We start from the raw sequence: 26,613 nt of genomic DNA, 5'->3' as shown, positions 1-26,613 counted from the left end.
AATCTTAGGCTTTAGTATTATGTTTTTTTTATTTATATCTTATAAGGTCATAGAGCAATTGAATGTGTTTACTTCAAAAAACAATTTAGCTATTAATGTTTGGGATGGATTTTTTAGTGTTATAACTTATCCAGCAATAATATTATGTGTTTACCTTCCGGTTGTTGTAATTGTAACTTCTATTATAAATAAAAAAATTGGATGTAACCAACATCTAATTGTAAGAAGTAGAAAAAAAATTTTATGGATAGCAAGTAGATTAGTAGTAAATTTAATTATAGGTTTATTACTTACAACTATATTTTTTCTGTCAACATTTGTAATAAGTTATATATTTTTTGGTTTTGAAGCTAATTGGAGTTCAACAGCTACAAATATAAAACCCTTAGATATATTCTTTTTGTCAAATTTTGTATCAGTTTTAACACCTGTACAAGCTACATTAATTTCTTTCTCGGAAATATATATTGCTACGGCTATAATTATTAGTTTTAGAGATGCATTATCAAATTATATTTCAAGTATTTATATTTGTGATTTAATTGTAATTATATATATTTTTGCAAGTATAATCGAATATATGTATTCCATGACAATAGGAATATTTAAAATATTCAATTATATTTCATTAAATACAATTGCAATTATATATTTTCATAAGTTTGGTAATACAAAGATGTATAATATTACATTAACACAGTCGTTTATAATTAGTTTAATACTTTTAAGTATTTTTATATCAACTAATTTAATATTTATTAGAAAATTAGAGGTTAAATGTGATTAAAAAATTATTAAAGATAAATTTAAAAGGTACAAATAACAAAAAACATATATTAATATTAATAATAATATCAATTATGATAACAAATATACAGTTAAGCATTCTAAATATAACAGGTTTGCATTCAGTTTCTATGGGGGATATATTAATATTGGCTTTTGGTGGGTTAAATACAAGTTTTAATATTACAAAAGATTTGTCGCTATTTGTAACTTGGATGGTGCCCAATATTATGATTGTATATTTGATTAACACTGGTATTATACATAAATTTAGAGAGAGAACTATTTTAATTTTGCCTAGAGTAAAATTAAAATTGAACTGGAGTATATCCTATAACATTACTATTTGGATTATTGTTGTGAGATATTATTTAGTATTATTTAGTGCTTCATTTATCACAATATTCATACGTATGGGGTATAAATCTTTTCTAAACACTAATATTCTAATTAATAATTACAACCAATTAACTGCGGATAAGAACCAGTATTTAATAGTATTATATATAATACTATTAAATACTGGTACTATGATATGTTTAATAAGCTTTATTAATAATATATATTATATTTTTTTCAATTCAAATCATGCAGCTGTAATTTGTATGATGATTTGTTTTATTACTGTAATTACAACAAAGTTCAATAATATAAATAAGTTCATATTGATGAATCAACAAATGTTAATAAGACATGATTTTTTTAAAGGCGGATTTAAAGATTTTAATTTATCGTTTTCAATTTTGTATTTATGCATTTTTTTAATTATTAATTTTATTTTTAATATATTAATAGTCAAGAAAAGAGATATTGATAATATTTAATAAGAGAGGTGTTTTTATGGATTCTACTGAAAATGTAATAGAAATTATAAATTTAACAAAACAATACAAAAGTATAAAAGTATTAAATAATATTAATTTAACTATAAAAAAAGGTAAGTGCTATGGATTTATTGGAAGAAATGGTTCAGGGAAGAGTCTACTTTTTAAAGCTATAGCTGGATTTATAAGACCTACATTAGGATATGTTACTGTTAATGGCAAAAAAGTTGGATCAGATATAGATTTTCCTGAAAATATCGGGGTTTTAATTGAACATCCTGGTTTTTTACCTCAGTATACTGCATTTGAAAATCTTAAGTTTTTAGCTGATATAAATAATAAAATAGGAAATGTAGAAATAGAAAATGCAATGAAATATGTTGATTTAGACATAAATAATAATAAAAAGTTAAAAACATATTCATTAGGAATGAAACAGCGATTGGGCATTGCTCAAGCTATCATGGAAGATCCTGAAATATTGATTTTAGATGAACCAATGAATGGTTTAGATAAAGAAGGTGTTCAATTAATAAAAGAAAAATTAATTGAATTTAAAAAAAATGGTAAGACAATACTTATAACCAGCCATATTTCACAAGATGTAGAAGAAATAAGCGATTATATTTATGAATTTGATAATGGCAATTTGTCTCGGAAATTATAATAAAATTTTATATGTATCAAACTGAGGTGTATCTATGGAAAAAAATAAAACAAAAAATGAACGAGTAAAAATCATAAAAATAATAAGTGTAACTATAATTATATCTTTATTATTCAAAGCGTATATTTTTTCAAGGGCACATGTCAGCGGTCCATCAATGATGCCAACACTTATTAATAATGATAGTGTTATTGTTGAAAAAATTTCATTATTAACACATAATTTTAAGAGAGGACAAATTATTGTTTTTGATTCTCAAGATACAAATCACGATATATATATAAAAAGAATTATAGGTATTGAAGGCGATGAAATAGAACTTAATGATGGTAATGTTTATTTAAATGGGGCCAAATTAAAAGAAACTTATATTAAGGAAAAGGTTGCTACACATGGTGGCACCTTTTTACATGAAAATCAAAAGATTATAATTAGTAAAGGCTTTGTTTTTGTACTTGGTGATAACAGAGCCGTAAGTGAGGATAGTAGATATTTGGGAGATATTAATATCGAGTCAATTAAAGGTCATGTTATATTAAAAATGTTCCCATTAAATGGTATTAAAATTTTTTGATTGCTGTTTATGTGACTAGGTATAAAGTAGCTTAATAAACCAATTCTTACTCATTCCCAGTGTACACAACTTGGATGACAGTTGGTATGACATTTAGTTTTTCACAAAAATAAGAATAACCTAAGAACCATATGAATAATATTCAGACAACTATAATTACAGTGAGTACGAAATTCATACTAAGATAAGATCCATTGTACAGATAATATTCCACCAAAGATGGTGGAAACTTCATTTCCTAAAAAAGAGAAATATGAATTCTGTAATCATATTTTATAGAAGCCATGCGTTTCACATTAAAACCATAGTGTGATTTATTAAAGCAATGGGTGTGTATGGTTATCATACACAATATGTACAATTAATGTATATTGATGTATAACTACCATTTAAAATATAAGAATACTGCATAGGGTGAAAATCTATGCAGTATTTTCTGTTCGAAAAAAATGAAATTAGTATTTAAATTATAGACAATAACACCTAGCGTTTTAATCTTTTAGCCAATATTAGGTGTTCTAGCAATTTGCTAGAGCCTCTTTATAGAGTTCTTTCCTTTATGTATGTGACTAGTTACCTCAAAACTATTCGAAAACCAGATGCTAGTAGAGTTTTATTTTGTAATTTTTTCAAACTGTTTTGATAAAGAATAAAGGTATTTTAGGATTTGTAACGAATTATGTAATAAATATATAGCAAAATTAATTTTTTGAATTTAGTAAGAGTGAATATGTTAATAGATATGAATTTTGGAAAACATGAAGAAAAACCTGGAGATTGGGTACTATTGGAATATTTTTCATGAATGGATGATAATGGATTAAATGGAAGACTTAAATTTGTATTTGCATTACAATTAGTTAATGCTTTTGATAAATTACCTTTTAAAAATGTAAGGTGTCACATAAATTGTGGGGGACAAAATCTGGTAACAAGAGTATCATTGTATGCAGGTAATTATAATGGTAAATATTGGGTTTATGATAAGTGTGACCCCTATAATGATGGTGCATGTTCAGGAAAGTTAGCATATGTAAGTAAATTTTCACAAGTTATTGGGTTTATTATAAAAAAGCATATGAAGTATAAGAATAAAGCTAAAGAAGATTATTTGGCAGAAGATAAAGATTTGTATTTATCCTATACTAAATGCTATCCGATTTTTAGATGAGGTATTAAACAAAGTATTAGTTTGGGTATAGAGACTAATATATAATGGAGAACTGATAAGTTAGAGTCATTGAAGGAAAAGCTTCAAGAGAGGCACTAATAGTAATAGAGGTATAATTTAATTAAGCTATTAATTTTACTATAGTGAAATAACATTCTTTTATCTGAGATAAATATGTAAAAAACAAAACATATGGTACAACTATACATTTAAAATATTACATAACCATAACATTAGTATACAAAAACAGAGTTATTAACCTAAAAATACTTACTGTGAAGGTATAAGATTAGAGCACTAATTTTTAAATAACTATATGAGTGTGTATAATGGAATAATAGGGGGATATACTTGAATATTACAAATGACATTAGAAAATTGAGGAAAATTCATTCTGAAAAAAGAATGGTGCCATTCATTGGAGCTGGATTATCTATTCCGTTTAACATCCCTAGCTGGGAAAAATTGATCTTAATGCTAAGTGAAGATTTAATAGATGATAAAGATATTAAATCTGTTATTGAACAAGAAGTAATAAATAAAAAATATTGGGATGCGATCGAAACAATTAAAAGATATAGTATTAAAAATGATTTTTACATACAGAAAACAGTTGTAGATATAATTAATAGGGAAAAGAAGGAAGCTACGGAACATAATTATTCGGATTTAGCTAATTTGAATGCTCCTCATTACTTAACAACGAATTATGATAACTACTTATCAAACAATATGAAAAGTGGATTTCAACCGATAGTATTAAGTGATTCGGATAATAGTACACAGGATTTGGCCATGGAGAAGGATGGTAAGAGAATTGTTCATTTGCATGGAATTTTGTCAAATCCAGGATCTATAGTATTAGCAAAAGCGAAATATGATGAGGTATATTCAGACGAAAAATATGTATCTCTTTTTAACTTTTTTAGAAGTGGTTATACTTTTTTATTTATAGGTTTCTCATATTCAGATATATACATAGAATATTTAATGAAAAAATATAACTCCATATTTAATGATTATCATTATATACTATTAGCAAATCCAACAGATGAAATAAAACATAAATTTATGAATAAATTTAATTTAACAGTGATTCCATACACTGTAACAAATACAAATGATACTCAAGAACATATTTCTGCAATTAGAGAAATTTTGAGTGCTATTAATTCAGATCGGGTAATTGGAAATTTTTTGTAGCTCCTCCAACTAGAGATGAACTAAAAGAGTTAGAAGGAGCGATCTTTGTAAAAAAGTTAAAAAAAGAAAAAATCGATAATGAAACAATAGGCTATAGTAAGAAAAGTTTTTTTATGCAGAAGGTTATTTAAGAAAGTTAGAAAGATACAATTTACCAATTGAATTGGTAGATGATGCCTTTAGCGTATGTTACAACGTATATTCAGATATCAGATATAGAATATATAGGAAAAGCAAGAATAGCCAAAAACTTGTTGAAAAAGTCATGGATAATTTAGGACACTGTAACTTTAGCAATTTAAACATTTATGTTCAGCCCAAACCTGTGCAAAAAACAGGATTAATTCATATACTAGCAAATGACGAAAAAAGAGATGTATTTTGGGGAGATGTAGATACAAATGATTAGTGTAGATGTACCTAGTTCTATAAGACTAGTTTTCGAAAATAAGAAATTATTAACTATTGATTTTCTTGTAGCTGCATATGTTCTTACATTAAGAAAAAAGAAAATAAATATATATGAACGTTTATTTTATTATATACTATCTTTAATAGATATTAACGAAGAAAATGAATCCAAAGTTGACAAAAATGAGTTCCAATATCATTATTTTAAAATTGATAAGAGTTTGAAGGATATATTAATTTATCTTTCTAATAGTGAGCTTATAGAGCTAGAAAGTAATAGTGGTAAAAATTTTTCAGATGTATCACTAATATTAACTGATAGAGGGAAAACAGTAATCAATGAATTGAAGGGAGCATATTTCATTGATCTAAAGGAAAAAATAAAAGTGAGTTCTTCAATAATTAAGTATAAAAACAAATATTATAGGAAGTTTGTGGGTGAGGTTTATGAAAGGAATTTATATAAGTAAACTAAGGGTAGAGGGCGAAAATTATAGAAGAACCCTCAAATTTGATAGAGGATTAAATATTATATCTGGAGATATTTATTCAGGAAAATCATTAGTATTAAGATTAATTGATTACATCTTTGGAAAAGAGAAGATTAATTTAAATGTTCAAAAGGCGCTAGATTTATATTGTGATAAAGTTTTTCTAGAGATTGAAATAAACGGTAGAATATATACATTTAGAAGGAATTTGAAGAGGCTTAATTCTAAATTTTATATCTACTTTTGTGATTTAAATCAAATTTCAGATTTTACGCCCAAGGTAATAGATAAGAGTTCGTTCAGTAGTTTTATATTAGATTTATTAGGTATGCCTTCATGCAAAATATTAAAGCATAAGATAAACAGTCCTGATAGGCAATTGGAGACGATTAGTATCAGGGATGCTTTTAGATTTGTTTATGTAGATCAACACGATTTAGGCACAAATAATTTTTTGAAAAATGGAGATAATAACAAAGCAAGAAAGAATAAGCCTACTTTTGAGCTAATAACAAATTTTATTGTTGAAGATAAAGAAGGTATTAAAGAAAAAATTGTTGGAGAGACTAGCGAAATAAATAACATAGCCAAGATAGTTGCCGGATTGAACATATATTTAGGCGAGTCGGATTTTATGACATTAGAAGATATTAAAATAAAAAGAATATTAGAACAAGAAAAGCTAGATTGTTTAATTAAAAAAAAAGAGAATATTATAAGAAGTATAAAGGAAAAGAAAAGTGAGGTTAGCCCTGTTTATAAAAAAATAGCGGAAGATATAAGAGAAATTATAGATAATATAGGGAATATAAACAAGGACATAAATGATCTAGAGCTAGATTTTAGCGCTAAAAACCATTTGTTGAATACATATATTAATGAGAAAAAAGAAATTCAGGCTACAAAAGAGGCTAACTACTACTTAGAGGATATAAAGCATGAATTACAGTGTCCATTGTGTAATTCAAAATTAGTAAATATAAAGGATTCTGGCATTAATGAGAGTATACTTTTCAATGTAGACCATGAGTTAGATGAAAAAATACTAATGTTAAAACATTTAATTGAAGGAATACATGTAAATAAAGAAGAACAGATTAATGAAAGAAAATATTTACAGACGAAAGAACAGTTTCTTCAGAATGCAGCTGAAAAGTATAAAAAAAATGATGAAATTGAGTTGCCCTATATAACTGAAATTGAAAATATTAATATACTTATTGAAGAGCATAGAAAGAATATTGTTGAATTCTCAGAAGTTATGAAAATTTATAATAAAATTGATGAGAAAGAAAAAGAGCGAGAGCGTAAGCAAAAACTATTAGATAATCTTAATGATAGTTTGAACTTGTTGCTTAAAGATATTAAGTTTAAAGACAATATATTAGAGAAAATGAATGACTCATATATTTCTTTGCTTGATAAATTGGGATACTCTATAGACAAAGACAAAACATATATCTCCACCCAAAATTATATGCCATACTATGATGAGGCTAGTGTTTTTGAACACGATAGCGGAGGTGTTTTGGTTTGCATCCAAATCGCTTTCTTAGGGGCTATACTCACGACGCAAAACTGTTTCCCTGAATTTGGATTAAAACATCCTAATTTCCTGATGCTCGATACAATAGGAAAGTACCTTGGAGCATATAAATCTATATATACTGAGACTGATGAAGAATTTCAAATTATGGATGAAGAATTATATAAAAATTTATATGAATTATTAAAAATTATATCAAATAGTAGTCAAATTATAATAGTAGACAATACACCTCCTGCAGAGGAGAAAAAATACATTAAATATATTTTTAAAAATGAAGATACGAAAAAAAAGACGATTAGTAAAAATGGGTTGATAGATTTAAGCAAAAATGAAATTTAGATGTTGATAATGGGTATAACTCATAACTAAATGAGACATTATCTTTTGATAAATTTTAGTGATAAAAAATATCAAATAGAATATGCTTATAGGCAATGTCAAAGTATGCTTTGCATATTATAAATCAACACAGGATACATCATGTGCGTTAAAAACAAGAAAATTATAATCTACTTTTAAATATAAAGTAGTGGATGATTGAGTTTAGAAAGTTTATGCATACCTAAATAAGTTTTGATACCATTTGAGAACTGAATAATATGGTATATGAGAATAAAATATTTACTGATTTATACTAAAATGGTAATATATTAATTTTTTTAAATAAAACAGAGTTGTAGTATTTTTATGAAGGTGAGGGTTTATGAAAAAAACATTAATTATATTTAGGAATCCAATATTTTGCCTAAGAAAAGACATTATTATACTATTAACAATATCACTTGCTATTATTATTTTAATTGAGTTTTGATTAAGTGGATATCCTGCATTAAGTGATTTTTAATATCATTTGGGTGGATTTCTAGTAAAATTTAGTTATTTGTATACTTCAGCATCTATTTTTTAATTTTTAGTTGTACATATTCCTAGAGAAAAAAGAAAACTTAACGTAAGTATGCAATTACAGTTAAAAGTGGGTGAAATAAAAAATCAAGTTAAATTTTTGGTAACAGAAATATATAAAGATGCAAAACGAGACATTAAAAAAGCAATATTCACAAAAGAAGAAATAGGTGAGGTATGTTCGATCGTTAAATCATATTCACCTGTAAATTCTGTGATGGATTCACATCTGCCATTTGAAGATTGCTATGCCTTTTTGACATTTAAAACAAAAAAGACAAAAAGAAGTATTTCTGAAATTATCACTTTGAATGAAGGTTTGGATTCAGACTTGATTTTGCCAATTTCAGAAATAGATAAGTGGACTTCTATGTATATGTCATATGAAAATGATAAAATTGGTGATGGTACCATAGAATTTCTAATTGAACCAATACATCATTTAAGAGAAGCACTAGCTGAATTAAATAATATTTATGATGAAAAATACAAAATTTATAAAGAGAAAATTTTATATAAAGATATACCTATTCACGCACCTAATACGATATGAAACAATATAATTATATGGTGCTAAACATAATATGAATAGCTACTAGAGTTGATAGAATATAACATCATGTAATCAGATATAACCCCATAAATACTACGTGTTCGGATTTGTAATCAGTAGGTGAGTGTTTAAATCATTAATACAAGTATGGAAAAACAATATAGAATCAAATATTCAGTTGGAGACTACTCACACAAAGTAGTCTCCAATTTTAATGTAATCAAATCTGATAATTGATAAATCCCATTGGGTTTTATTTGGGATTTACCGACATGAAAAACAACTAAATTATACGATGAGACACATTAAGAAAAATTTGTAAAATGGCTATTTATAAGGGATTAAGATAAGCAACTATAGTATGAATAAAGCAAACCAGCACACTACGAACCAGTTGGTCATGGGTTCGAATCCCTTCTGACGCACCAAAGAAAAGCCTGTAATCTCAGCGGATTACAGGCTTTTGATTTTTTTGAAAATTTATTTAAAATACCTCTTCTTTAGCAAAATCTCGTTAATTGAGAAAACGAATTCTACGTACTAAGATTTAATACTATATGTTAAGAATCTATTTAAATATTACGATAATATAATAACAGGTGAATGTGTATTACTTGGACCGGATCCACAAAATGTTTCATAGGAGGAATAGACGCATGGAAAAAATAATTGAATCATTTCTGGATATTATGCCTGTGTTAAAAGATGTATTACAAGATGATATATCAGTGGCTGTAGTAGATACAACTAATTTTTTGTATTATCGTGCTAGTGATACGATTGATTTACATATTGAAATTGGTAAAAAGCTTACGAGTGCTGATCCAATATATACAGCAATGCAAGAGGGCAAGATAAAAAGTGTAATGGTGCCCAAAGAAGTATATGGAGTACCTTTTAAGTCTGTTGTATATCCAATTAATGATTCACAAGGAAATATTATTGGTGCTGTAGCTACCGGTAAAAGCTTAGGTAAACAATTAAAAGCAGAAGAAGCATCAGAAAATGTGCTTAGTTCATTACAACAGACAAATGCAAGTATTGAAGAACTCTCTTCAAATTCACAAAACCTAGTATCATCCATGGATAATATTACAGGGTATACTAATATCACTAATGAAAAGATAAAGAAGATAGATTTATTACTTAATGCAATTCAAAACATTTCTTCTAAGTCAAATCTATTAGCTTTAAATGCTGCAATAGAAGCAGCCAGAGCCGGTGATGCAGGAAAAGGGTTTTCAGTAGTTGCAAATGAAATGAAGAAACTTTCTGTACTTAGCAAAAACTCTGCCATAGAGGTTTCTAAAACACTTGTGGAGATTAAGGACTCCATAGATGAGATTATAAAGGAAATTACATCCACGAGCCTAATGGCAGAGTCACAATCTGCTGCAACTCAAGAAATCACGGCTACAATAGAAGAAATTACATCATCTTCGCAAGTATTAGCTGAAATGACAAGGATAGTTTAAAATAATTCATATAAAAAAACTGCATATACATAAGCCAACATATTGGATATTAATTCAATTTGTTGGCTTTTCTAATTTTATTAAGATGCATCATTCATATTGTGTAAAGGATTAACACCGGTATACGAAAATAATAGTAGGGATCTACGGAAACTTTAATGATATATTGAAAATGATTATAAATAATTTTATAATTCCTGTAAGATTACGAAAAAAGAGACAACATAAGGGGGATTCAATTTGAATCTGTTGGAGAAACTAAAATCAAGTATTGGTTACAAAATAGTAGCATCTATTACTATTTGCTGTTTGTTGACATCATTTATTATAGCTACAGTGTGTACTATACAGAGTAAGTCAGTTATACAAAGTGAAGCCGAATCAAGGCTTACAGATATCGCTGCTAATAAAGCGAATGATGTAAATAAGCTGTTACTTAACACTGAGAATACTGCAAACAATGTAGGAAATATATTTTCATCAACTTTTGATGAAAATCGAGCAAATACAGACCCAGAATATGCTAAGGCTTATGTAGCATCCCTGGATCCTACAATTAAAAAAATAGGGGAGACTCAGGAAAAGGGTTTAGGAATTACATTAATATTTAATCCTGAAGTCACAAAGGATCTATACCAAATTTGTTACGAAGGGACAAGCAAAGATAAACAATTTGTAAAAACTAGCAAGTTTACTTTAGCAGATTTCAATGAGAATAAAACTAGTATGTCGTGGTACTATAACCCTGTGAAAAATAAAAAGGGTATATGGAGTGACCCACATGTTGACGCAAGTGGAAAAGCTGCGAGTAAAGATATGAGAATTTCTTATACAAAACCAATTTATAAGGATAATAAATTAGTAGCAGTTCTTGCTGTGGACCTATTCTTTAGCGATTATGTTAAGATGATAAATGGCGTAAGTGTTTATAATAGTGGTTATGCATTTTTGCTGAATGATAAATATGATTTTTTAGTAGATAAGACATATACGTCTAAAGATAATTTACAAAAAATTCAAAATGGAGATTTGAAATCCGTTGCAACAACCATGGGGAATAATACAAATGGTTATACATATGGAAAAATTGATGGTGAAGAAAATGTTTTTGGTTATAGTAAGTTAATAAATGGTAATATCATGGTTATAGACGTTAAAAGCTCTGATATCTTCAGTAGGATAAACAACCTAGAGAAGATTATTATTGGTCTTGCTTTATTTCTTACAATTATATTCGCCATAATAGGGTGGTGGATAAGCAAAAAAATATCACGACCTATTATTTTGACCACGAAACTTGTTAAAAGGACAGCAGATTTTGACTTATCAGGGGATGACAGTTGTGATCATTTACTAAAATCAAAGGATGAGGTAGGGCAGCTTGTAAATGCATTTATACTTATGAAGACAGAATTAGTTACTCTAATAAAAAGCATATCAGGAAACTCCCAAGACTTAAGTGCATCAAGTGAAGAACTTTCTGCCACAGTTGAAGAATTGACATCAAAATTCCAACAGATAAATAATGAGACAAAACAGATAGCTATTAAAGTTAAAGATACTAGTATAACTTCAGATAAAATAACTGCATCTGCTAAGGCGGTGGATTCTAAGATAAATGTATTGTCAGGAAAATCAATTGAAGGAAAGAATAACTCAACGAAAGCAAAAGAAAGAGCAGTTGGAGTTCAAAAAGAAGGAAAAGAAGCTATTGATAGCATAGAAAAGGTATTTACAGAAAAAGAAAAAAGTATTTTGAAAGCTATCCAAGAGGGTAGTGTGGTTGAAGATATACTGGTAATGGCAGACACTATTGCAAGTATTTCTGAGCAAACGAATTTATTAGCATTAAATGCTGCTATCGAGGCTGCTAGAGCTGGAGTACAGGGAAGAGGATTTGCTGTTGTGGCTGAAGAAGTTAGGAAACTTGCAGAACAGAGTTCAGAGGCTGTTATAAGTATTCAAAATACAATTGGTGGAGTACAAACAGCATTTAAGAATCTTTCACAAAATAGCAATGAAGTATTGACGTTTATTAATCAAAATGTTAAACCAAGCCTTGAAGGTATGGGTAAAATGGGAATCCAATACTATGATGATTCTAGCTTTATGAGCACAATGTCCGGGGAGATAGCCTTAATGACTGAAGAACTTACTACAACTATTAGTGAAGTTAATGATGGAATGCAGAGCATGTCTGTGCTTGCACAAAGTTCATCTGAAAGTACAGATGTCATAAAAGGAAGTATAGAAGAAGTATCTCAAGGAGTAGAACAGATTGCATTCACAGCTCAAAGTCAAGCTGAAATGGCACAAAAGCTAAACGAAATGGTACTTAAATTTAAATTGTAGATGATATATAAAAACATTGACACATATGAATTTTACGCATATTATAAAAATATAAGATTAAAACTAATTGGGAATAACAATTTAATATTCTTGTTAGGTGAGGTTACTGTATAAGAAATACGCTACTGCCCAGAAATGTCGAGAGACGCCAATGGGTCAGCAGGTACTACCGGATTAAGGTTTTACCTAATGTAGCTGACAATATTCATAAATAGTATGAATATTTATGTTCTACGCTGTACAGTGCTAAAACTCAACGAGTGAAGAAGACTTTATTTGATTCGTATTGAATCTCTTCACTTGTTGTGGAGAGATTTTTTTATTTTAAGGAGGTGATTGGCATGGATGATGACCCTGCGAGTGATGATTTATTAATAGTTATGGAACAAATTTATAACATTACCATAGCCAATTGCTATATAGGTATTAAAATTACTTAAGCTTAATTATGATGAATAATTTAAGTTATAATAACAAAAACGTAATATAATTAAATTTATATAGAAAGATTGACTCTGGTTTAAAGGAGGGTAAATCATGAAAAACAATTTTTATTTAAGTAGAATATTAGGAAACAAAGTATATTCTCCTGAAATGAAGGTGCTTGGCAATCTAGTGGACCTTGGTATTGTAAACGAGTTAAAAAGTCCGCATGTAACAACTGCTAAGGTAAAAACCAAAAAAGGCATCAAGGATTATAATTTTAAGAATTTTTCAATTTCAAAGCAAAATGGTCAATATGTTTTAGAATGTGACAAATTAGAAGAAAACCCATCTAAAACTACATTGTTTTTAAAAAAATATATTTTAGATCAACAAATTATTGATGTGAATGGAAGAAAAGTAGTTCGCGTAAATGATGTTTCTCTTGCCACGTTAGAAGCTGGAGCCTATGTGGTTGCAGTGGACATTGGCATGGAAGGTATTTTGAGACGAATTGGTATTTCAAAGCCTTTAACAAAGCTTGGACTTAAATTTTCAACTAGGCTAATGCTTTGGAAGGATGTTCAAGCAGTTGTGTCTTCTAATGAAAATATTGTTCTTTCAAAAACTTATGATTCTTTATCCATTTTTCATCCATCAGATCTTGCAGATATTATTGAAGACTTTGATGCTAAAACAGGTCTTACTATTTTCTCATCACTAGATAATGCAACAGCGGCAGAAGTTCTAGAAGAAATGGAAGCAGATGCTCAAGTTAGTTTTATTGAAAGTTTATCAGTAGATAAGGCTGCAGAAGTTTTAAAAGAAATGCCTGCAGATGAAGCTACGGATATTCTTGATGGTATGGATGCAGCAAAAGTAGAAGAACTGCTAAATACTATGGATAAAGATTCTTCTGATGAAATTAGAGAATTACTTGAGTATGATTTGAATGTGGTGGGAAGTCTTATGAGTACAGACTTTGTTTCATTTAAAGATAATTTTACTGTAGAGCAAACAGTTGAGAACCTAAGACAATTAAAACCTGAAGAAGATGAAATTTATAATATTTATGTGGTGGATGAAGGGGATAAGTTAATAGGTACGCTTTCACTACGAGATATTATTGTTTCTGGACCTGATGAAAAATTGGGTGATATTATGAACAAAAAATTTATATCAGTGTTTGATACTGACCACATTGATGTTTTAATAAAAAATATTTCAAAATATAACTTAGTGGCAGTTCCTGTTACTAGTGAAGAAATGAAACTAATTGGTAATGTAATAATAAATGATATAATTTATGAATTGCTTAAAAATAAAAGGAACAATGGTTAAATAAGGAGGGGGAATAATGAGCGAAAATTTAAAAGCTAAGAAAAATAAAGCACCTTGGGTTGTAGGGTTAATGATGTTTTTAACTGTACTTGGACCAGGGCTCATAACTGGAAGTGTAGATAATGATGCAGGTGGTATTACAGCATACTCTGTAGCAGGTGCTACCTATGGATATAGGCTTCTTTGGACGCTAATACCATGCTTTATTGCATTACTGGTAGTACAAGAAATGAATGCCCGAATGGGTATAGTAACTCAAAAGGGGCTAGCTGATCTTATAAGAGAAAACTTTGGTGTAAAGATCACCTTCTTTATCTTCTTAGGTTTAATCATAGCAGACATTGGTAATACTGCCACTGAATTCGCAGGAGTAGCAGGAAGTTTGCAAGTATTTAGTCTTTCAAAATATATTACAGTTCCATTTGCGGCTATAGCAGTATGGATTTTAGTAGTAAAAGGAACTTATAGATCTGTGGAGAAAATTTTCCTTGTATTTAGTGTTTTTTTACTTTCTTATGTTTTTTCTGCAGTACTTGCCCATCCTGATTGGCATCAGATAGGTACATCAATAATTAGGCCTGATCTTACGGGCATTGATGAGGGGTGGATCAGTACAGTAATTGGATTAATTGGTACTACTATTGCGCCTTGGATGCAGTTTTATATGCAATCATCAGTTATAGAGAAGGGAATAAAAATAACTGAATACAAATACGAACTCATGGATGTTATACTTGGATGCACCGTGACAGTAGTAGTAGCTTTTTTCATAATAGTAGCTTGCGCAGCTACTCTAAATAAAAGTGGGATTAAAATAAATGAAGCTAAAGATGCGGCTATTGCGCTTGGACCATTGGCTGGAAATTTTGCTTCAAGTATATTTGCTTTTGGACTTTTAGTTGCATCCTTATTTTCAGCAACAATTCTACCATTAGCTACAGCCTTTTATATCTGTGAAGCCTTTGGTTTTGAAGCTGGAATCAATAATAAATTAAAAGAAGCTCCTGAGTTTTATGGATTATTTACTGGAATAATAATTATCGGCGCCCTAATAATATTAATTCCAGGTGTACCATTAGTTGAGGTTTCACTAGGATCTCAAGTAATTAACGGTATGCTTCTACCAGTAGTACTTATTTGTATGATGCTAATGGTTAATAAAAAAGATCTCATGGGAGAATATGTTAATACAAAACTTAAAAATGGTATTGGGTGGATAACTATTACCATCTTAGTAGTTTTAACTGTGATAATGATTTTTCTACCTGTGGTGGAACATATAATAAAATAACGTTGTAGTCTCTATTTGGTTTCTTATATTGATGGATTCTATATATTCTGCTATTATTATCATAGACAATATAGTGTCTATAAAGAAGGAGAAAATTATGGATGATTATAGAGAAATATTTTTAATGCAACAAACCTATGCAACATTATTTTCTCTTGCAAATAAAATTCAAGTAAAAGCAGATAAATATCTTGGGGCAATGACATCAAGACAGATTATGACAATGGTAGCCATTGGTCATTTGCAAGAAGATCAAACAACACTTAATAATATTGCTAGAAAATTGGGTACTACAAAACAAAGTGTAAAACAAGTAATAACCATTATGGAGAGAAAAGGTTATGTAGTAACAGTACCAAGTCAGCAGGATAAACGTGCGGTGAACGTTAAAATTACAGAGTACGGGAAACAGGCTTGCGTGGAAGTATCTGAGAGAAGTGTGTATTTTTTTGCAAATGTTTTTAAGGATTTAAAAACTGAAGAAATTGAAACGTTGTGGGGATTGTTGAAAAAATTGTACCGTTTTGATGGTGAAGAGCAGGATGGATTTGAAGAGGAAGGAAATGTCGGTATTGAAGTAGACCAAGAAGAACTAACTAGAGTAATAAAGGAAGTTGGACGACTAAGGCAAGAGACAAATGGCAAGTGACAAGCTAAGAGGGATGGAAGTGAATTTGTACAAACAAATTCATTTTCATCCCTCTTTTTTTTATTAATATTAGTAATGGATTTATGGAATTAATGTAATGTTAAAAATAAATAAAGACAGTATATTGACTAAAATTAAATGTTGTGTTACTATTCTTTTAGACAGTATATTGTCCAAAAGAAGGGGGATAAAAATGAATAATATCGTTATAGTTAAAAATTTAAAAAAAAGTTATGATACTAAAAAAGCTGTTGATGGAATCAACTTTGTAGTAAATAAGGGAGAAATATTAGGGCTATTAGGTCCTAACGGGGCAGGGAAAAGCACGATTATCAATATTTTGGCCACAATACTGACCCCTGATAATGGTGAAATAACTATTTTAGGGCATGATCTAAAAAAAGAAGGAAAGATGGTAAAGCTTGGAATTGGAATTGTTCCTCAGGACCTAGCTATTTATGAAGAAATTACTGCAGAGCAAAATGTAAGTTTTTTTGCAGGCCTGTATAAACTCAAAGGAAAACAGCTGAAAGACCATGCAAAAGAGGCATTGGAACTAGTAGGTCTTTATGATAAAAAAGATGACAAGCCAAAAACCTTTTCTGGAGGCATGAAAAGAAGACTAAATATTGCTTGTGCCATTGCTCATAACCCAAAACTTATTATTATGGATGAGCCTACGGTTGGTATAGACCCCCAATCAAGAAACCATATATTGGAATCTATCAAAATTCTGAAAAATAGAGGTGCAACAGTTATATACTCCACACATTACATGGAGGAAGTGGAGGAGATTTCTGATCGAATCATTATTATGGATGAAGGAAAAATTATTGCAGAAGGAACAAAAGAGGAATTAAAACAGAAAGTGAATGATGAAGTTACCTATTCTTTTCACTTAAATAATATAAGAAAATTAAGCAAGGATCAGTTCACTGGAATTGATGGTGTAACAAAAGTTAATATAACTGAAAATGAAGCGTCCATAACTATGGAGAAGTCCAAAGATAATCTGAATGAAATCATATCTTCTATTATAGAAAAGGGATGCAAAATTGAAAATATGAGTAGTGTTGAGACATCACTTGAAACTGTATTTTTAGAACTTACCGGCAAAAAGCTGAGGGACTAGGAGGAAAAAAATGAACTTTATAAAAATAGTAAAATTTGATTTTATGAATATCATTAGAAATCCAATGCTGCTAATCGTTAATACTGTACTTCCACTAATAATGATTGGGATTATGGGCTTTGTTACAAAAAACAGTTATACAGCAGGTAGCGTGAGCTCCTATGATTATTATGGCGTAACAATGATGATTTTTACGGCTCTAATGATTGCAATCACAGCTACGAATACATTCATGGAGGAAACGGTAAAAAGAGGTAACGGTCGTATTGTCTTTGCACCGGTTTCAAAAACAGAAATATATTTATCTAAATTGCTTTCCACGTATATTTTGGCTACCATTTCTTACAGCGTTATATTGCTTTTAGGACAATTTGTTTTTAATATTAACTTTGGCGGAAAAAATATTGTGTACATTATGCTACTAATCAATATAATTTCATTATTTGGATGCTCAATTGGTACTATGTTTTGTTGTATTTTAAAAAGTGAGGAGGGAGCAAATGCTGTAATAAATATTCCAATAATGGTGTTTGTGTTTTTCGGAGGTCTATTTTTTCCTGTAGCTAGTCTTGGAAAAGTGGTAGAGACAATATCCTATGTTTCACCAGTTAAGTGGATTACGGAATGCGCATTCAAGGTTATATATGATAATGACTTCAGCATATATCTACTAGCTGTGATAATTGGGCTAGTAGGATCCATTGTTTGCATACTAATATGCCAAATCACTTTTAAACCGGAGGAATATGTATAATGAATATAATAAATTTATTGAAAAATAATTTCCTAAGGATTTTAGCCAAGAAAGAGATTATTGTAGTGGCACTGGTTATTGTACCGCTTATGATTGGGGTTGGCATTTTATTTTCTGGAAAAATGGATAGAAGTGCAAATATTGCGTTGGTTTCAAATAGCACGGAGATTGTTTCCAAAGATAGCAGAATTAAAATTCACGTAATGAAAGAAAAACCAGCAATTTCAGATCTTCTTTTGTCTAAATACGATGCCATTGTAGAAGAAAAAAAGCCTGGAATTTATGATGTAACATCTATAAAGAGTAAAGCAGATAAAAAAAGCATAAAAAACTTTTTTGAAGTAGGTAAACTTTTGCCAGGTGACCAAAGTGAACAATCTACAAGAGGCGCAGGAGCAAGAATCATAGGAATTATTTTAATGATTCTATTAATGCAGGGGGTTGCTTTGATAACACTTTTCCCTGAGGATAGAAACTTAAAAACCTTCAGACGTATTTTAACGGCACCTGTCAGCGAAAGATTATATATTTTTGCACAGGGAATTATGACATTTTTATTTATTTTCTTGCCCACATATATTGCGCTTGTTATAACAAAGCTATGTTTTGATGCAGACATCGGATACGGACTTTTAATGCTAGCAATATTGATTGGAATTCTTAGTGTATTAGCAACATCACTTGCGTTATTTTTCGTAGCGGTTATCGAGAGGGAGGCATCTGTAACTGCCAGTGGAATTTATATGATAACTTGCATATTAGCAGGCTGTTTTTATTCCTTTACGGGAAACAACAAAATTCTTGATTTGCTTTGCAGCATATTACCGCAAAAACAATATATGACTATGATTCAAGGAATAGAAAATGGGAATGGCATATTACAATTCAAAGGACAACTTATTTATTTACTTATATGGATTGTTGTTCTATGGCTATTAGGTAGTAGTGTTACTAAAATGAAAATGAAGAAGGGTGCATTTTAAAGGCTAACCTAGTGGTATAAATATGATCTCTTATTAATCAAAAAAAAGCACATTATTTTATTAGTGTGCCTTTTTTTTCTAAATACAAAGCTATCATATACCTTTAATTAATTATATTTGAATAATTGACAATTTAAAACATGATATGGTATGCTTTTACCGCGCAATAATATATTCTAAACTTAAATATTAATTTCAGGAGGCATGTTATGACTAATGTAGTATTAAAAATTGATAAGTTAAAAAAAGTAATTGGCAAGCGAGCCATTGTTTCAGACATTTCTATGGAACTTAATACTGGAGAAATATTTGGTTTTCTTGGACCCAACGGTGCAGGTAAATCTACAACTATAAAAATGATTGTTGGTTTATCAAAAATAACTGAAGGGGACGTATTCGTAAATGGACTTTCAGTAAAAGATGACTTTAAAGGTGCAATGCGCAACATTGGATGTATTGTTGAGAATCCAGATATGTACAAGTATATGTCTGGACTAGACAACCTACGAGTATTTGGCAAAATGTATAAAAATGTAGATGAAGCGAGGATTAACGAGGTTGTGAAAATTGTTGATCTTGAAAAAGCTATAAATGACAAGGTGAAAACTTATTCGCTAGGCATGAAGCAGCGGTTAGGTATTGGTCAAGCACTTTTGCACAGGCCAAAGTTACTTATACTTGATGAACCTACAAATGGACTTGATCCAGCAGGAATTAAAGACATGCGTAATCTGCTTAAAAAACTTGCAAAAGAAACTGACCTTACAGTTCTCATTTCTAGTCATATACTAGGAGAAATGCAGCAAATGTGTGATCGTGTGGGCATAATTAACAATGGTAAGATAATAACTGTTAAAACTGTTGAAGAGATCATTAATATGACTGCTGAGGATGGTAAAACTGTTTTGCTTGTAAAAACTGATAATAATGAAAAAGCTGCAGAACTACTGTTGAGTGTAAATATTAATAGTAGTGTTATGAGTGATGGAGTACATGTTGAAACTACTCAGGAGCATGTCCCTGAAATAATTACAACATTAACAACTGCAGGCATATCTGTTTATGGTATGGACAAACAAGATGCACAATCACTTGAAGATGTATTTATGAAGCTTACAGGGGAGGAAAAATAATATGGGAAACTTTTTTACACTTATTTCCATAGAAAATATGAAGTTATGGAAAAGAATTTCTGCAAAAGTAATGCTAATAATAATGATTGTACTAATAGTTCTGGCCACTGGTATTTATAAATATTATACTGCAAGTAACCATATTTCAGATACTACCACTACGAGTACTACGACCGTTACTACTGATGGTTCACAAAATTGGAAACAGGATTTACAGAAAAAAATTCAGGCAGAAAAGGTTCAGCTAACTCAGGCGGAAAATTCAACAAATAAAATGGTAGTAGCAACGAGTGTAGGCCCTATGAAAAAGACTATAGCTGAAGATGAATATAGAATTAACAATAATATAAAACCAGAGTCAAAAGAAAGTATTTGGACAAGAGTGACTTATTTTTATACTAATGGTTTTAGTGGACTTGTTATACTGTTTACAGTAATCGCATGCACAGCTTCGGTAGCAGGTGAATTTTCAGAAGGTACCATGAAAATGATGATATCACGTCCTTTCAGCCGTTCTCAGATTCTTTCTGCAAAATTAATAGCTATAATAATTTATGGCATTGTTCTTGTAGTAACAACATTTGTTCTAAATTTCTTGCTTTTAGGTATATTGTTCGGGTTTGATGGAATAAGTTCAAAGGAAATGATTTGGACGAGTGGCAAAATATCCTATGAACCTGCCGCGTTAAAATCCCTTATTTTATTGGGTCTTGATTCTCTTCAAGCTATTGTATTTATAATAGTAGCTTTTGCAATTTCAGCAATATCCAGATCTCGTTCTATAGCAACAGGATTCTCAATATTCTTGGTTCTAGTGGGTGCGGGAATTATTTCCCTACTAGCCGAATTCTTTACATGGGGTAAATATTTACCTTTTGCAGTTACAAGTTTTGCGTCCTATATATCTAGCGGTACAGCAATTGGGGGTACGAGCCTTTCTTTTGCTATTATAATATCGCTTTTATATAGTGCACTTTTCTGTTTTTTAGGATATTTTATTTTTCAAAAACGAGATATTTAAAAACAGTTAAAAGGTAATAAAATATTTGGGGAGAAAATAAAAAATCAATAAAAGGGATGTAAGTAAAATTGTGCAACAAATTTACTTACATCCCTTTTAATTATTAATAAAATCCAAAGGGGCAAGTGTTCTGTCTATTCATACTCATAGATTTCATTAAAGAAATATATTTTTGAAACCTTTGGTTCAAAATGGCCCAGTTTATATTTTGAATAAAAGTATTGATATACTTTTTCCTATCCGTTCCGAAATCCATGAAATAAGCATGTTCATAGACATCCATAACTAGTATTGGATAAGAAAGCCATACTGAACCAGTATCATGCAAATCACTACCTATTATATGAAACTTATTATCAATTGAATCAATAGTTAGAATTGCCCATCCTCTCATGGATAAGCCCACGTTTGTAATATAAGATATAAAATTATCAAGAGTTGAAAACTGTTTTGTTATAGCATTGAGTACAGGACCATAAGGCGTATTATTGCCATTTGTCATGTTTTGAAAATAAAGATTGTGAAGTTTTGTGCCGTTAAGAGCATAGGTTTCACCTAGTTTTAGGCTTCGCATTTTTGAATAAGTTGGATTACTGTCATTATAATTACTTGGTAAGTATGGAATATTCCATATTTCATTTAATTTGCTTACGTAACCTACATACAATTTATAATGTTCATCCAATTGTCTCATAGAAATGCCTTTAACTGATTTAAAATTAAAGGTTTCAGGTTTTAGATTGTACATTGAACCACCTTAATTAAAATTATTATAATATATACTATGAAATTACTAAAATATAATTTACCAAGTAATGGATTGTATGATAATATATTAGATGTAATAAATAACGGGGAGAGATGTGTTTTATGAGTAATTTAGAAAAGCAAAGACAGAAAGTTGGCGTAGGAATAAAAACAATATCAGTTATTAATTTAGCGATTTATTGTGTAATGTTTTTATTTTCATTATTTGGATTATTATTTAAAGATCAGTTAAATTCTGAATTAGTGAAGCAAGGAGTAAAAAAAACATATTATTCAAGTAACTTTGTACCGATTATAATTGTTTCAACACTTATAGTTATTTCAGTTATATTAATTTTACTAAAAAATATCAGTGGTGTAATTTTATATTTTATTGTATGCTTTTTCAATATATTATACTCAATTATACAATCTGGAGTTGGCGTTAATACATTGACTGGATTAATATTGCCATTAATTATGGGTGTATTTGTATATAGAAAAAGGGACATATTTAAGAGAAAAAGGCAGCAATAATATGGAATCAGAACACATAAGAGTTAAGATTTATATTTAAAATCTTAACTCTTAATTTTAAATATTTAGGAGTTCAAGCAATAATTTTAATATTTTGTTAATTTAATAATATAGTCCAGCTATATACTTTAATAATACATCTTAATAATGTATTATAGTATTATTATGTTAAAGAAAGGTAAATATCAAATATGAATACTATGGAAAAAATAAGTAAAATAAAAAACACGAAATCCGCAAAAATATTAAAATTAATATTTAATAAATTAGTAGTAAACAATTTAGATATTATTTGGTTTTTAATTATAATTTCTATAAAAGAAATTAACTATAACAAATTAATATCACCTTATTTCTTAGATTATAAGACCGCTATTATATCTTCAGTAATTGTAATCGGAAGTATTTCTTTATTATTTAAAAACAAAAATCGAATAAAATATTTATATATAATGGACATACTGTTAAGCATAATTGCTTTTGCAGACACATTATATTATAGATATAGCAAAGGTGCTATATCTATAGGAACAATACAAAATGCTACCATGCTTGGAGACGTATCTTCTGGCGTTCAGAGTCTTCTAAAGTTTTCAGATATCTTTTATTTTGCGGATATAATTATCTTAATACCTGTACTATTTTTATATAAAAAATTATCTAGGACTGATACTTTTTTTTATAGAAGATTTATTATTTTTTTGGTGGTATTTGGAATTGGAGTTACAGGCGATGCGCGATGCATTAATGCTTTAGATGTTGAACAACCAGGATTAATTCATACAATGTCCAATAAAATGTATTTGCTAAGCAAAATTGGTAATATTAATTTTCATGTAATTGATGCCTATAACGAAACATCCACAAAATTATCTAATATGCAATCAGTTCCCGCTTCAAAGCAAAAGGAGATAAAACAATATTTACAAAAAAAAGATGCTACAAAGGGAACAGTACTAAAAGATGCAGGGAAAGGTAAAAATTTAATTGTAATTCAGGTTGAAGCTCTTCAACAATTCGTTATTGGTAAAAAGATTAACGGTGAGGAAATCACACCTAATTTAAACAGATGGCTTGGAAAGAGTTTATATTTTAACAATTATTATTACCAAGCTGCAGCGGGGACTACTGCAGATGCCGAATTTTTATCACTAAATTCGCTATATCCTGCAGCTACTGGTGCTGCCTATGAACTTTATCCAGGGGACACCTTTGATTCTACTGCAAAACAATTTAATGACAAAGGATATTTTACGGTAGCTTTAAACGGCTATGAAAATGGATTTTGGAATAGAAATGTAATGTACAAGGCCGAGGATTTTAGTAAATATTTTTCTGCAAAAGATTATAATAATGATGAACAGGTAGGACTTGGTTTAAGTGACAAGTCATTTTTAAATCAGACTTTACAAAAGCTTAAAACCTATAAAGAGCCTTATTATTCTTTTATGATTACTTTAAGTAGCCATATGCCTTACGATGATCAAAAGGGTTATGGTAGTGATTTTAATCTTGGGAAATATAAGGGAAGCTACATTGGTAACTATATGAATGGAATTCATTACACGGATGCTCAACTTGGTATGTTTTTAGATAAGCTTGATAATGAGGGAATCTTAAAAAATTCTATAGTTGTACTTTATGGAGATCATTTCGCAATTCCTAAATATGAAGCAGAAGGTTTATATGACGTTGAAGGTATACAAAATGCCACAGATTTAGATTGGGATAAACTTCAAAAAGTGCCAATGATGATTCATTTTCCAGATGACGCTAATAAGGGAGTTAATACCCTACCTGCAGGGCAAGTAGATCTTTATCCAACCATTGCGAACCTTTTTAATCTAGATAAAAAATATATGTTTGGAACTGATTTATTAAATACTAATGCTAATGTGGTATCATTTAGAGATAGCTCGTTCACTGATGGAAATGATTTTTATGTAGCTGGTACAGATACATATTATGATATTAAATCTGGGAAAAAAATACCACAAACAAATATTCTTCTAAATGAGAAAAAAGATACTACCAAACAGTTAGAATATAATGATGAAATTTTAAATCATAACCTTATAAAAAGTTTTGAGAAATGATTATAGAAATTATGAATCAGTATATTTTTATAAAAAAAGAAGAGTGTGACACTGGATATATGCCAGCATGTCACACTCTTTGTATTTATCTCAGTAGTTATATGTTAATGTATTGTTAGTGCATTTATCATAGAATCTTCTTGAGATTGAGTTATGTTCCCCGATTTAACAAGGGTATCAAGCTTTGCTTTTCTTCCATCATTTTGTTTAGTGGGAGTTAAAAGTTTAACTATAGTATCTTCCTGAGCCTGAGTTATAGTACCTGCCTTAACAAGGTTATCAACTTCAGCCTTTAGACCACCTTTAACTGGCTTTTCAGTTTTAAGATTAACTAAAGCATCTTCTTGAGCCTGAGTTATAGTACCTGAAGTAACAAGACTATCAAGCTTTGTTTTTATTTCATCATTTCCTTTTATAGGAGTTAAATTTTCAATTATAGAATTCTCTTGAGTTTGATTTATGGTACCTGTCTTAACAAGCCCGTCAAGCTGTGTCTTTAGATCACCATTAGCAGGACATGTAGCTGCGAGTTTAACTATAGAGTCTTCCTCAGCCTGAGTTATGGCGCCTGAAGTAACAAGGCTATCAAGTTTTGATTTTACCTTATCATTCCCTTTAGTAGTAGTTAAAAGTTTCATTGCAGCATCTTCTTGAACTTGAGTTATAGTTCCTGCGGCAACGAGACCATCAAGTTTGCTTTTAAAATTACAATTTCCTTTATTATTGTGTCCAGATTTACAACTGTAATTATTACTAGTTGATGTTGTACCCGTCTGTAGTGTTGATGCAAATACTGATGAACCCATCACCATTGATAATGTAAGTGTTAAAGCGGCAATTTTGTAAAATTTAGTTTTTGCCATTTAATTTACCTCCAATATGTTTTAGTAATATTCATTAATAGTTGTTGTTTAAACTATTAACGTGGTTACACCTTAACAATTGTTTATGAATGTAGGGTTGCCTGCATGTTATCAATTTGTAAACAGGCGAAAGGCTACAAATCAATGTATTAGACAAACAGGAGGTTGGAGACACTGAGAACAAAGGACATAAGGAAAATTTTATTATTTGTATTTTCAATAAAAAAAGTTGAAAATTTATTTTGTTTTATTCGATATAATTGACATACATACCATTTTACCCAGGATGCCTAAAATGGCATGTATGTTTACTTATTAAGCCTTAACATCAATTATGTTTGATGAACTAGAACTTGATGAACTGCTAGTTTCGGCTTGTGTTATTTCAGTTTCAATTGTTTGTAGCTGTGTTTGTAATGCTTTGATTTTTATTTGTTTAGTTTTTTCATCTCCACCACTGCTATTAGCTTCTTGTATTTGTTTCTGAATTGATGCCTTCTGACTCTCTAAGGCAGAAGTAGTACTTGAACTAGTACTAGTAGTGCTACTGCTGGCACTTCCAGCACTTTTAGCGTTACTAGTGGTACTTTTACTGCTTGAAACTACTGATTTAGTTAAATTTGATAAGGATGAAATAGATGAAATACTCATTTTTAATGCCTCCTAAAATTTTAATATTATTTG

Annotated in this window: 25 protein-coding genes and 1 riboswitch; of the genes, 22 read left to right on the top strand and 3 right to left on the bottom strand. The window is 29.6% G+C overall.

Annotated features, from left to right (window positions below; all coding sequences use genetic code 11):
• Window positions 1-64: 64 nt before the first annotated feature.
• From BR66_RS0112305 to BR66_RS0112200, 20 genes are all read left to right on the top strand, one after another.
• The gene (locus tag BR66_RS0112305) at window positions 65-787 is read left to right on the top strand and encodes a hypothetical protein (RefSeq protein WP_156946284.1); all 723 of its coding nucleotides are present in this window, start codon (window positions 65-67) and stop codon (window positions 785-787) included.
• Entirely contained in the window at window positions 780-1,610 is an 831-nt protein-coding gene (locus tag BR66_RS0112300) for a hypothetical protein (RefSeq protein ID WP_026883206.1), read from the top strand. Before BR66_RS0112305 ends, BR66_RS0112300 begins: the two co-directional genes overlap by 8 nt.
• A gap of 16 nt (window positions 1,611-1,626) precedes the next feature.
• The gene (locus tag BR66_RS0112295) at window positions 1,627-2,277 is read left to right on the top strand and encodes an ABC transporter ATP-binding protein (protein ID WP_026883205.1); all 651 of its coding nucleotides are present in this window, start codon (window positions 1,627-1,629) and stop codon (window positions 2,275-2,277) included.
• Between the two features lie 34 nt (window positions 2,278-2,311).
• Window positions 2,312-2,851, top strand: coding sequence for a signal peptidase I (lepB, locus tag BR66_RS0112290; protein ID WP_026883204.1), 540 nt, complete (start codon window positions 2,312-2,314; stop codon window positions 2,849-2,851).
• Window positions 2,852-3,656: 805 nt separating this feature from the next.
• Entirely contained in the window at window positions 3,657-4,022 is a 366-nt protein-coding gene (locus BR66_RS0112285) for a hypothetical protein (protein ID WP_026883203.1), read from the top strand.
• A 351-nt stretch (window positions 4,023-4,373) separates the two neighbouring features.
• Window positions 4,374-5,225, top strand: a complete 852-nt coding sequence (locus BR66_RS0112280) for an SIR2 family NAD-dependent protein deacylase (protein WP_026883202.1) — start codon at window positions 4,374-4,376, stop codon at window positions 5,223-5,225.
• 265 nt (window positions 5,226-5,490) lie between these two features.
• Entirely contained in the window at window positions 5,491-5,634 is a 144-nt protein-coding gene (locus tag BR66_RS25705) for a hypothetical protein (protein WP_156946283.1), read from the top strand.
• Entirely contained in the window at window positions 5,627-6,106 is a 480-nt protein-coding gene (locus BR66_RS0112270; RefSeq protein WP_026883201.1) for a hypothetical protein, read from the top strand. Before BR66_RS25705 ends, BR66_RS0112270 begins: the two co-directional genes overlap by 8 nt.
• Window positions 6,084-8,015 (top strand): hypothetical protein, encoded by a 1,932-nt coding sequence (locus BR66_RS0112265; protein WP_026883200.1) that lies wholly within the window; start codon window positions 6,084-6,086, stop codon window positions 8,013-8,015. The genes BR66_RS0112270 and BR66_RS0112265 overlap by 23 nt, the downstream gene beginning before the upstream one ends.
• 616 nt (window positions 8,016-8,631) lie before the next feature.
• Window positions 8,632-9,132 (top strand): hypothetical protein, encoded by a 501-nt coding sequence (locus BR66_RS0112255; protein WP_026883199.1) that lies wholly within the window; start codon window positions 8,632-8,634, stop codon window positions 9,130-9,132.
• Window positions 9,133-9,788: 656 nt separating this feature from the next.
• Window positions 9,789-10,607: a methyl-accepting chemotaxis protein gene (locus BR66_RS26655; RefSeq protein ID WP_026883198.1), complete on the top strand. Its 819-nt coding sequence runs from the start codon at window positions 9,789-9,791 to the stop codon at window positions 10,605-10,607.
• 240 nt (window positions 10,608-10,847) lie between these two features.
• Window positions 10,848-12,959, top strand: coding sequence for a methyl-accepting chemotaxis protein (locus BR66_RS0112245; RefSeq protein ID WP_026883197.1), 2,112 nt, complete (start codon window positions 10,848-10,850; stop codon window positions 12,957-12,959).
• A gap of 82 nt (window positions 12,960-13,041) precedes the next feature.
• Window positions 13,042-13,232, top strand: a riboswitch (M-box (ykoK) riboswitch).
• Window positions 13,233-13,496: 264 nt separating this feature from the next.
• Entirely contained in the window at window positions 13,497-14,723 is a 1,227-nt protein-coding gene (locus BR66_RS0112235; RefSeq protein ID WP_026883196.1) for a magnesium transporter MgtE N-terminal domain-containing protein, read from the top strand.
• 16 nt (window positions 14,724-14,739) lie between these two features.
• Window positions 14,740-16,014: an Nramp family divalent metal transporter gene (locus BR66_RS0112230; protein WP_026883195.1), complete on the top strand. Its 1,275-nt coding sequence runs from the start codon at window positions 14,740-14,742 to the stop codon at window positions 16,012-16,014.
• A gap of 97 nt (window positions 16,015-16,111) precedes the next feature.
• Complete coding sequence (locus tag BR66_RS0112225) at window positions 16,112-16,663, top strand: MarR family winged helix-turn-helix transcriptional regulator (RefSeq protein WP_026883194.1); 552 nt, start codon at window positions 16,112-16,114, stop codon at window positions 16,661-16,663.
• 193 nt (window positions 16,664-16,856) lie between these two features.
• Window positions 16,857-17,795, top strand: coding sequence for an ABC transporter ATP-binding protein (locus tag BR66_RS0112220; RefSeq protein WP_026883193.1), 939 nt, complete (start codon window positions 16,857-16,859; stop codon window positions 17,793-17,795).
• 10 nt (window positions 17,796-17,805) lie between these two features.
• Window positions 17,806-18,549 (top strand): ABC transporter permease, encoded by a 744-nt coding sequence (locus BR66_RS0112215; protein WP_026883192.1) that lies wholly within the window; start codon window positions 17,806-17,808, stop codon window positions 18,547-18,549.
• A complete protein-coding gene (locus tag BR66_RS0112210; RefSeq protein ID WP_026883191.1) occupies window positions 18,549-19,532 on the top strand; it encodes an ABC transporter permease in 984 nt (327 codons plus the stop codon). The genes BR66_RS0112215 and BR66_RS0112210 overlap by 1 nt, the downstream gene beginning before the upstream one ends.
• Before the next feature lie 209 nt (window positions 19,533-19,741).
• Window positions 19,742-20,665: an ABC transporter ATP-binding protein gene (locus tag BR66_RS0112205; RefSeq protein WP_026883190.1), complete on the top strand. Its 924-nt coding sequence runs from the start codon at window positions 19,742-19,744 to the stop codon at window positions 20,663-20,665.
• Window position 20,666: 1 nt separating this feature from the next.
• Window positions 20,667-21,686 carry an ABC transporter permease subunit gene (locus BR66_RS0112200; protein ID WP_026883189.1) on the top strand — a complete coding sequence of 340 codons (1,020 nt, stop codon included), beginning with the start codon at window positions 20,667-20,669 and terminating at the stop codon, window positions 21,684-21,686.
• Between the two features lie 103 nt (window positions 21,687-21,789).
• On the opposite strand, the gene BR66_RS0112195 is transcribed toward BR66_RS0112200, so the two are convergent.
• The gene (locus BR66_RS0112195; protein ID WP_026883188.1) at window positions 21,790-22,434 is read right to left on the bottom strand and encodes a superoxide dismutase; all 645 of its coding nucleotides are present in this window, start codon (window positions 22,432-22,434) and stop codon (window positions 21,790-21,792) included.
• Between the two features lie 122 nt (window positions 22,435-22,556).
• Here BR66_RS0112195 and BR66_RS0112190 point away from each other — a divergent pair, with 122 nt between their 5' ends.
• Together BR66_RS0112190 and BR66_RS0112185 are read left to right on the top strand one after the other, a co-directional pair.
• The gene (locus BR66_RS0112190) at window positions 22,557-22,970 is read left to right on the top strand and encodes a hypothetical protein (RefSeq protein WP_026883187.1); all 414 of its coding nucleotides are present in this window, start codon (window positions 22,557-22,559) and stop codon (window positions 22,968-22,970) included.
• A gap of 200 nt (window positions 22,971-23,170) precedes the next feature.
• Entirely contained in the window at window positions 23,171-25,066 is a 1,896-nt protein-coding gene (locus BR66_RS0112185) for an LTA synthase family protein (RefSeq protein WP_026883186.1), read from the top strand.
• 104 nt (window positions 25,067-25,170) lie between these two features.
• Here the strand turns inward: BR66_RS0112185 and BR66_RS0112180 are convergent, their stop codons facing one another.
• Window positions 25,171-25,929 (bottom strand): hypothetical protein, encoded by a 759-nt coding sequence (locus BR66_RS0112180; protein ID WP_026883185.1) that lies wholly within the window; start codon window positions 25,927-25,929, stop codon window positions 25,171-25,173.
• A 315-nt stretch (window positions 25,930-26,244) separates the two neighbouring features.
• The gene (locus tag BR66_RS23760) at window positions 26,245-26,580 is read right to left on the bottom strand and encodes a hypothetical protein (protein WP_051624222.1); all 336 of its coding nucleotides are present in this window, start codon (window positions 26,578-26,580) and stop codon (window positions 26,245-26,247) included.
• Window positions 26,581-26,613 lie beyond the last annotated feature (33 nt).

It is taken from the genome of Clostridium akagii DSM 12554, from assembly GCF_000686725.1.
Lineage (GTDB): Bacteria > Bacillota > Clostridia > Clostridiales > Clostridiaceae > Clostridium_I > Clostridium_I akagii.
Note: the sequence above shows the minus strand (reverse complement) of the source record. Positions and strands in the feature narration are given on the sequence as shown.

What these genes read in the sequence shown, in the direction of transcription:
- BR66_RS0112235 (WP_026883196.1), top strand. Translation starts at nt 13,497, where the DNA reads ATGAAAAACAATTTTTATTTAAGTAGAATATTAGGAAACAAAGTATAT.
- BR66_RS0112180 (WP_026883185.1), bottom strand. Translation starts at nt 25,929, where the DNA reads ATGGCAAAAACTAAATTTTACAAAATTGCCGCTTTAACACTTACATTA.
- lepB (WP_026883204.1), top strand. Translation starts at nt 2,312, where the DNA reads ATGGAAAAAAATAAAACAAAAAATGAACGAGTAAAAATCATAAAAATA.
- BR66_RS23760 (WP_051624222.1), bottom strand. Translation starts at nt 26,580, where the DNA reads ATGAGTATTTCATCTATTTCATCCTTATCAAATTTAACTAAATCAGTA.
- BR66_RS0112295 (WP_026883205.1), top strand. Translation starts at nt 1,627, where the DNA reads ATGGATTCTACTGAAAATGTAATAGAAATTATAAATTTAACAAAACAA.
- BR66_RS0112195 (WP_026883188.1), bottom strand. Translation starts at nt 22,434, where the DNA reads ATGTACAATCTAAAACCTGAAACCTTTAATTTTAAATCAGTTAAAGGC.
- BR66_RS0112265 (WP_026883200.1), top strand. Translation starts at nt 6,084, where the DNA reads ATGAAAGGAATTTATATAAGTAAACTAAGGGTAGAGGGCGAAAATTAT.
- BR66_RS0112285 (WP_026883203.1), top strand. Translation starts at nt 3,657, where the DNA reads ATGGATGATAATGGATTAAATGGAAGACTTAAATTTGTATTTGCATTA.
- BR66_RS0112200 (WP_026883189.1), top strand. Translation starts at nt 20,667, where the DNA reads ATGGGAAACTTTTTTACACTTATTTCCATAGAAAATATGAAGTTATGG.
- BR66_RS0112185 (WP_026883186.1), top strand. Translation starts at nt 23,171, where the DNA reads ATGGAAAAAATAAGTAAAATAAAAAACACGAAATCCGCAAAAATATTA.
- BR66_RS0112225 (WP_026883194.1), top strand. Translation starts at nt 16,112, where the DNA reads ATGGATGATTATAGAGAAATATTTTTAATGCAACAAACCTATGCAACA.
- BR66_RS26655 (WP_026883198.1), top strand. Translation starts at nt 9,789, where the DNA reads ATGGAAAAAATAATTGAATCATTTCTGGATATTATGCCTGTGTTAAAA.
- BR66_RS25705 (WP_156946283.1), top strand. Translation starts at nt 5,491, where the DNA reads ATGGATAATTTAGGACACTGTAACTTTAGCAATTTAAACATTTATGTT.
- BR66_RS0112205 (WP_026883190.1), top strand. Translation starts at nt 19,742, where the DNA reads ATGACTAATGTAGTATTAAAAATTGATAAGTTAAAAAAAGTAATTGGC.
- BR66_RS0112210 (WP_026883191.1), top strand. Translation starts at nt 18,549, where the DNA reads ATGAATATAATAAATTTATTGAAAAATAATTTCCTAAGGATTTTAGCC.
- BR66_RS0112220 (WP_026883193.1), top strand. Translation starts at nt 16,857, where the DNA reads ATGAATAATATCGTTATAGTTAAAAATTTAAAAAAAAGTTATGATACT.
- BR66_RS0112255 (WP_026883199.1), top strand. Translation starts at nt 8,632, where the DNA reads ATGCAATTACAGTTAAAAGTGGGTGAAATAAAAAATCAAGTTAAATTT.
- BR66_RS0112270 (WP_026883201.1), top strand. Translation starts at nt 5,627, where the DNA reads ATGATTAGTGTAGATGTACCTAGTTCTATAAGACTAGTTTTCGAAAAT.
- BR66_RS0112230 (WP_026883195.1), top strand. Translation starts at nt 14,740, where the DNA reads ATGAGCGAAAATTTAAAAGCTAAGAAAAATAAAGCACCTTGGGTTGTA.
- BR66_RS0112190 (WP_026883187.1), top strand. Translation starts at nt 22,557, where the DNA reads ATGAGTAATTTAGAAAAGCAAAGACAGAAAGTTGGCGTAGGAATAAAA.
- BR66_RS0112215 (WP_026883192.1), top strand. Translation starts at nt 17,806, where the DNA reads ATGAACTTTATAAAAATAGTAAAATTTGATTTTATGAATATCATTAGA.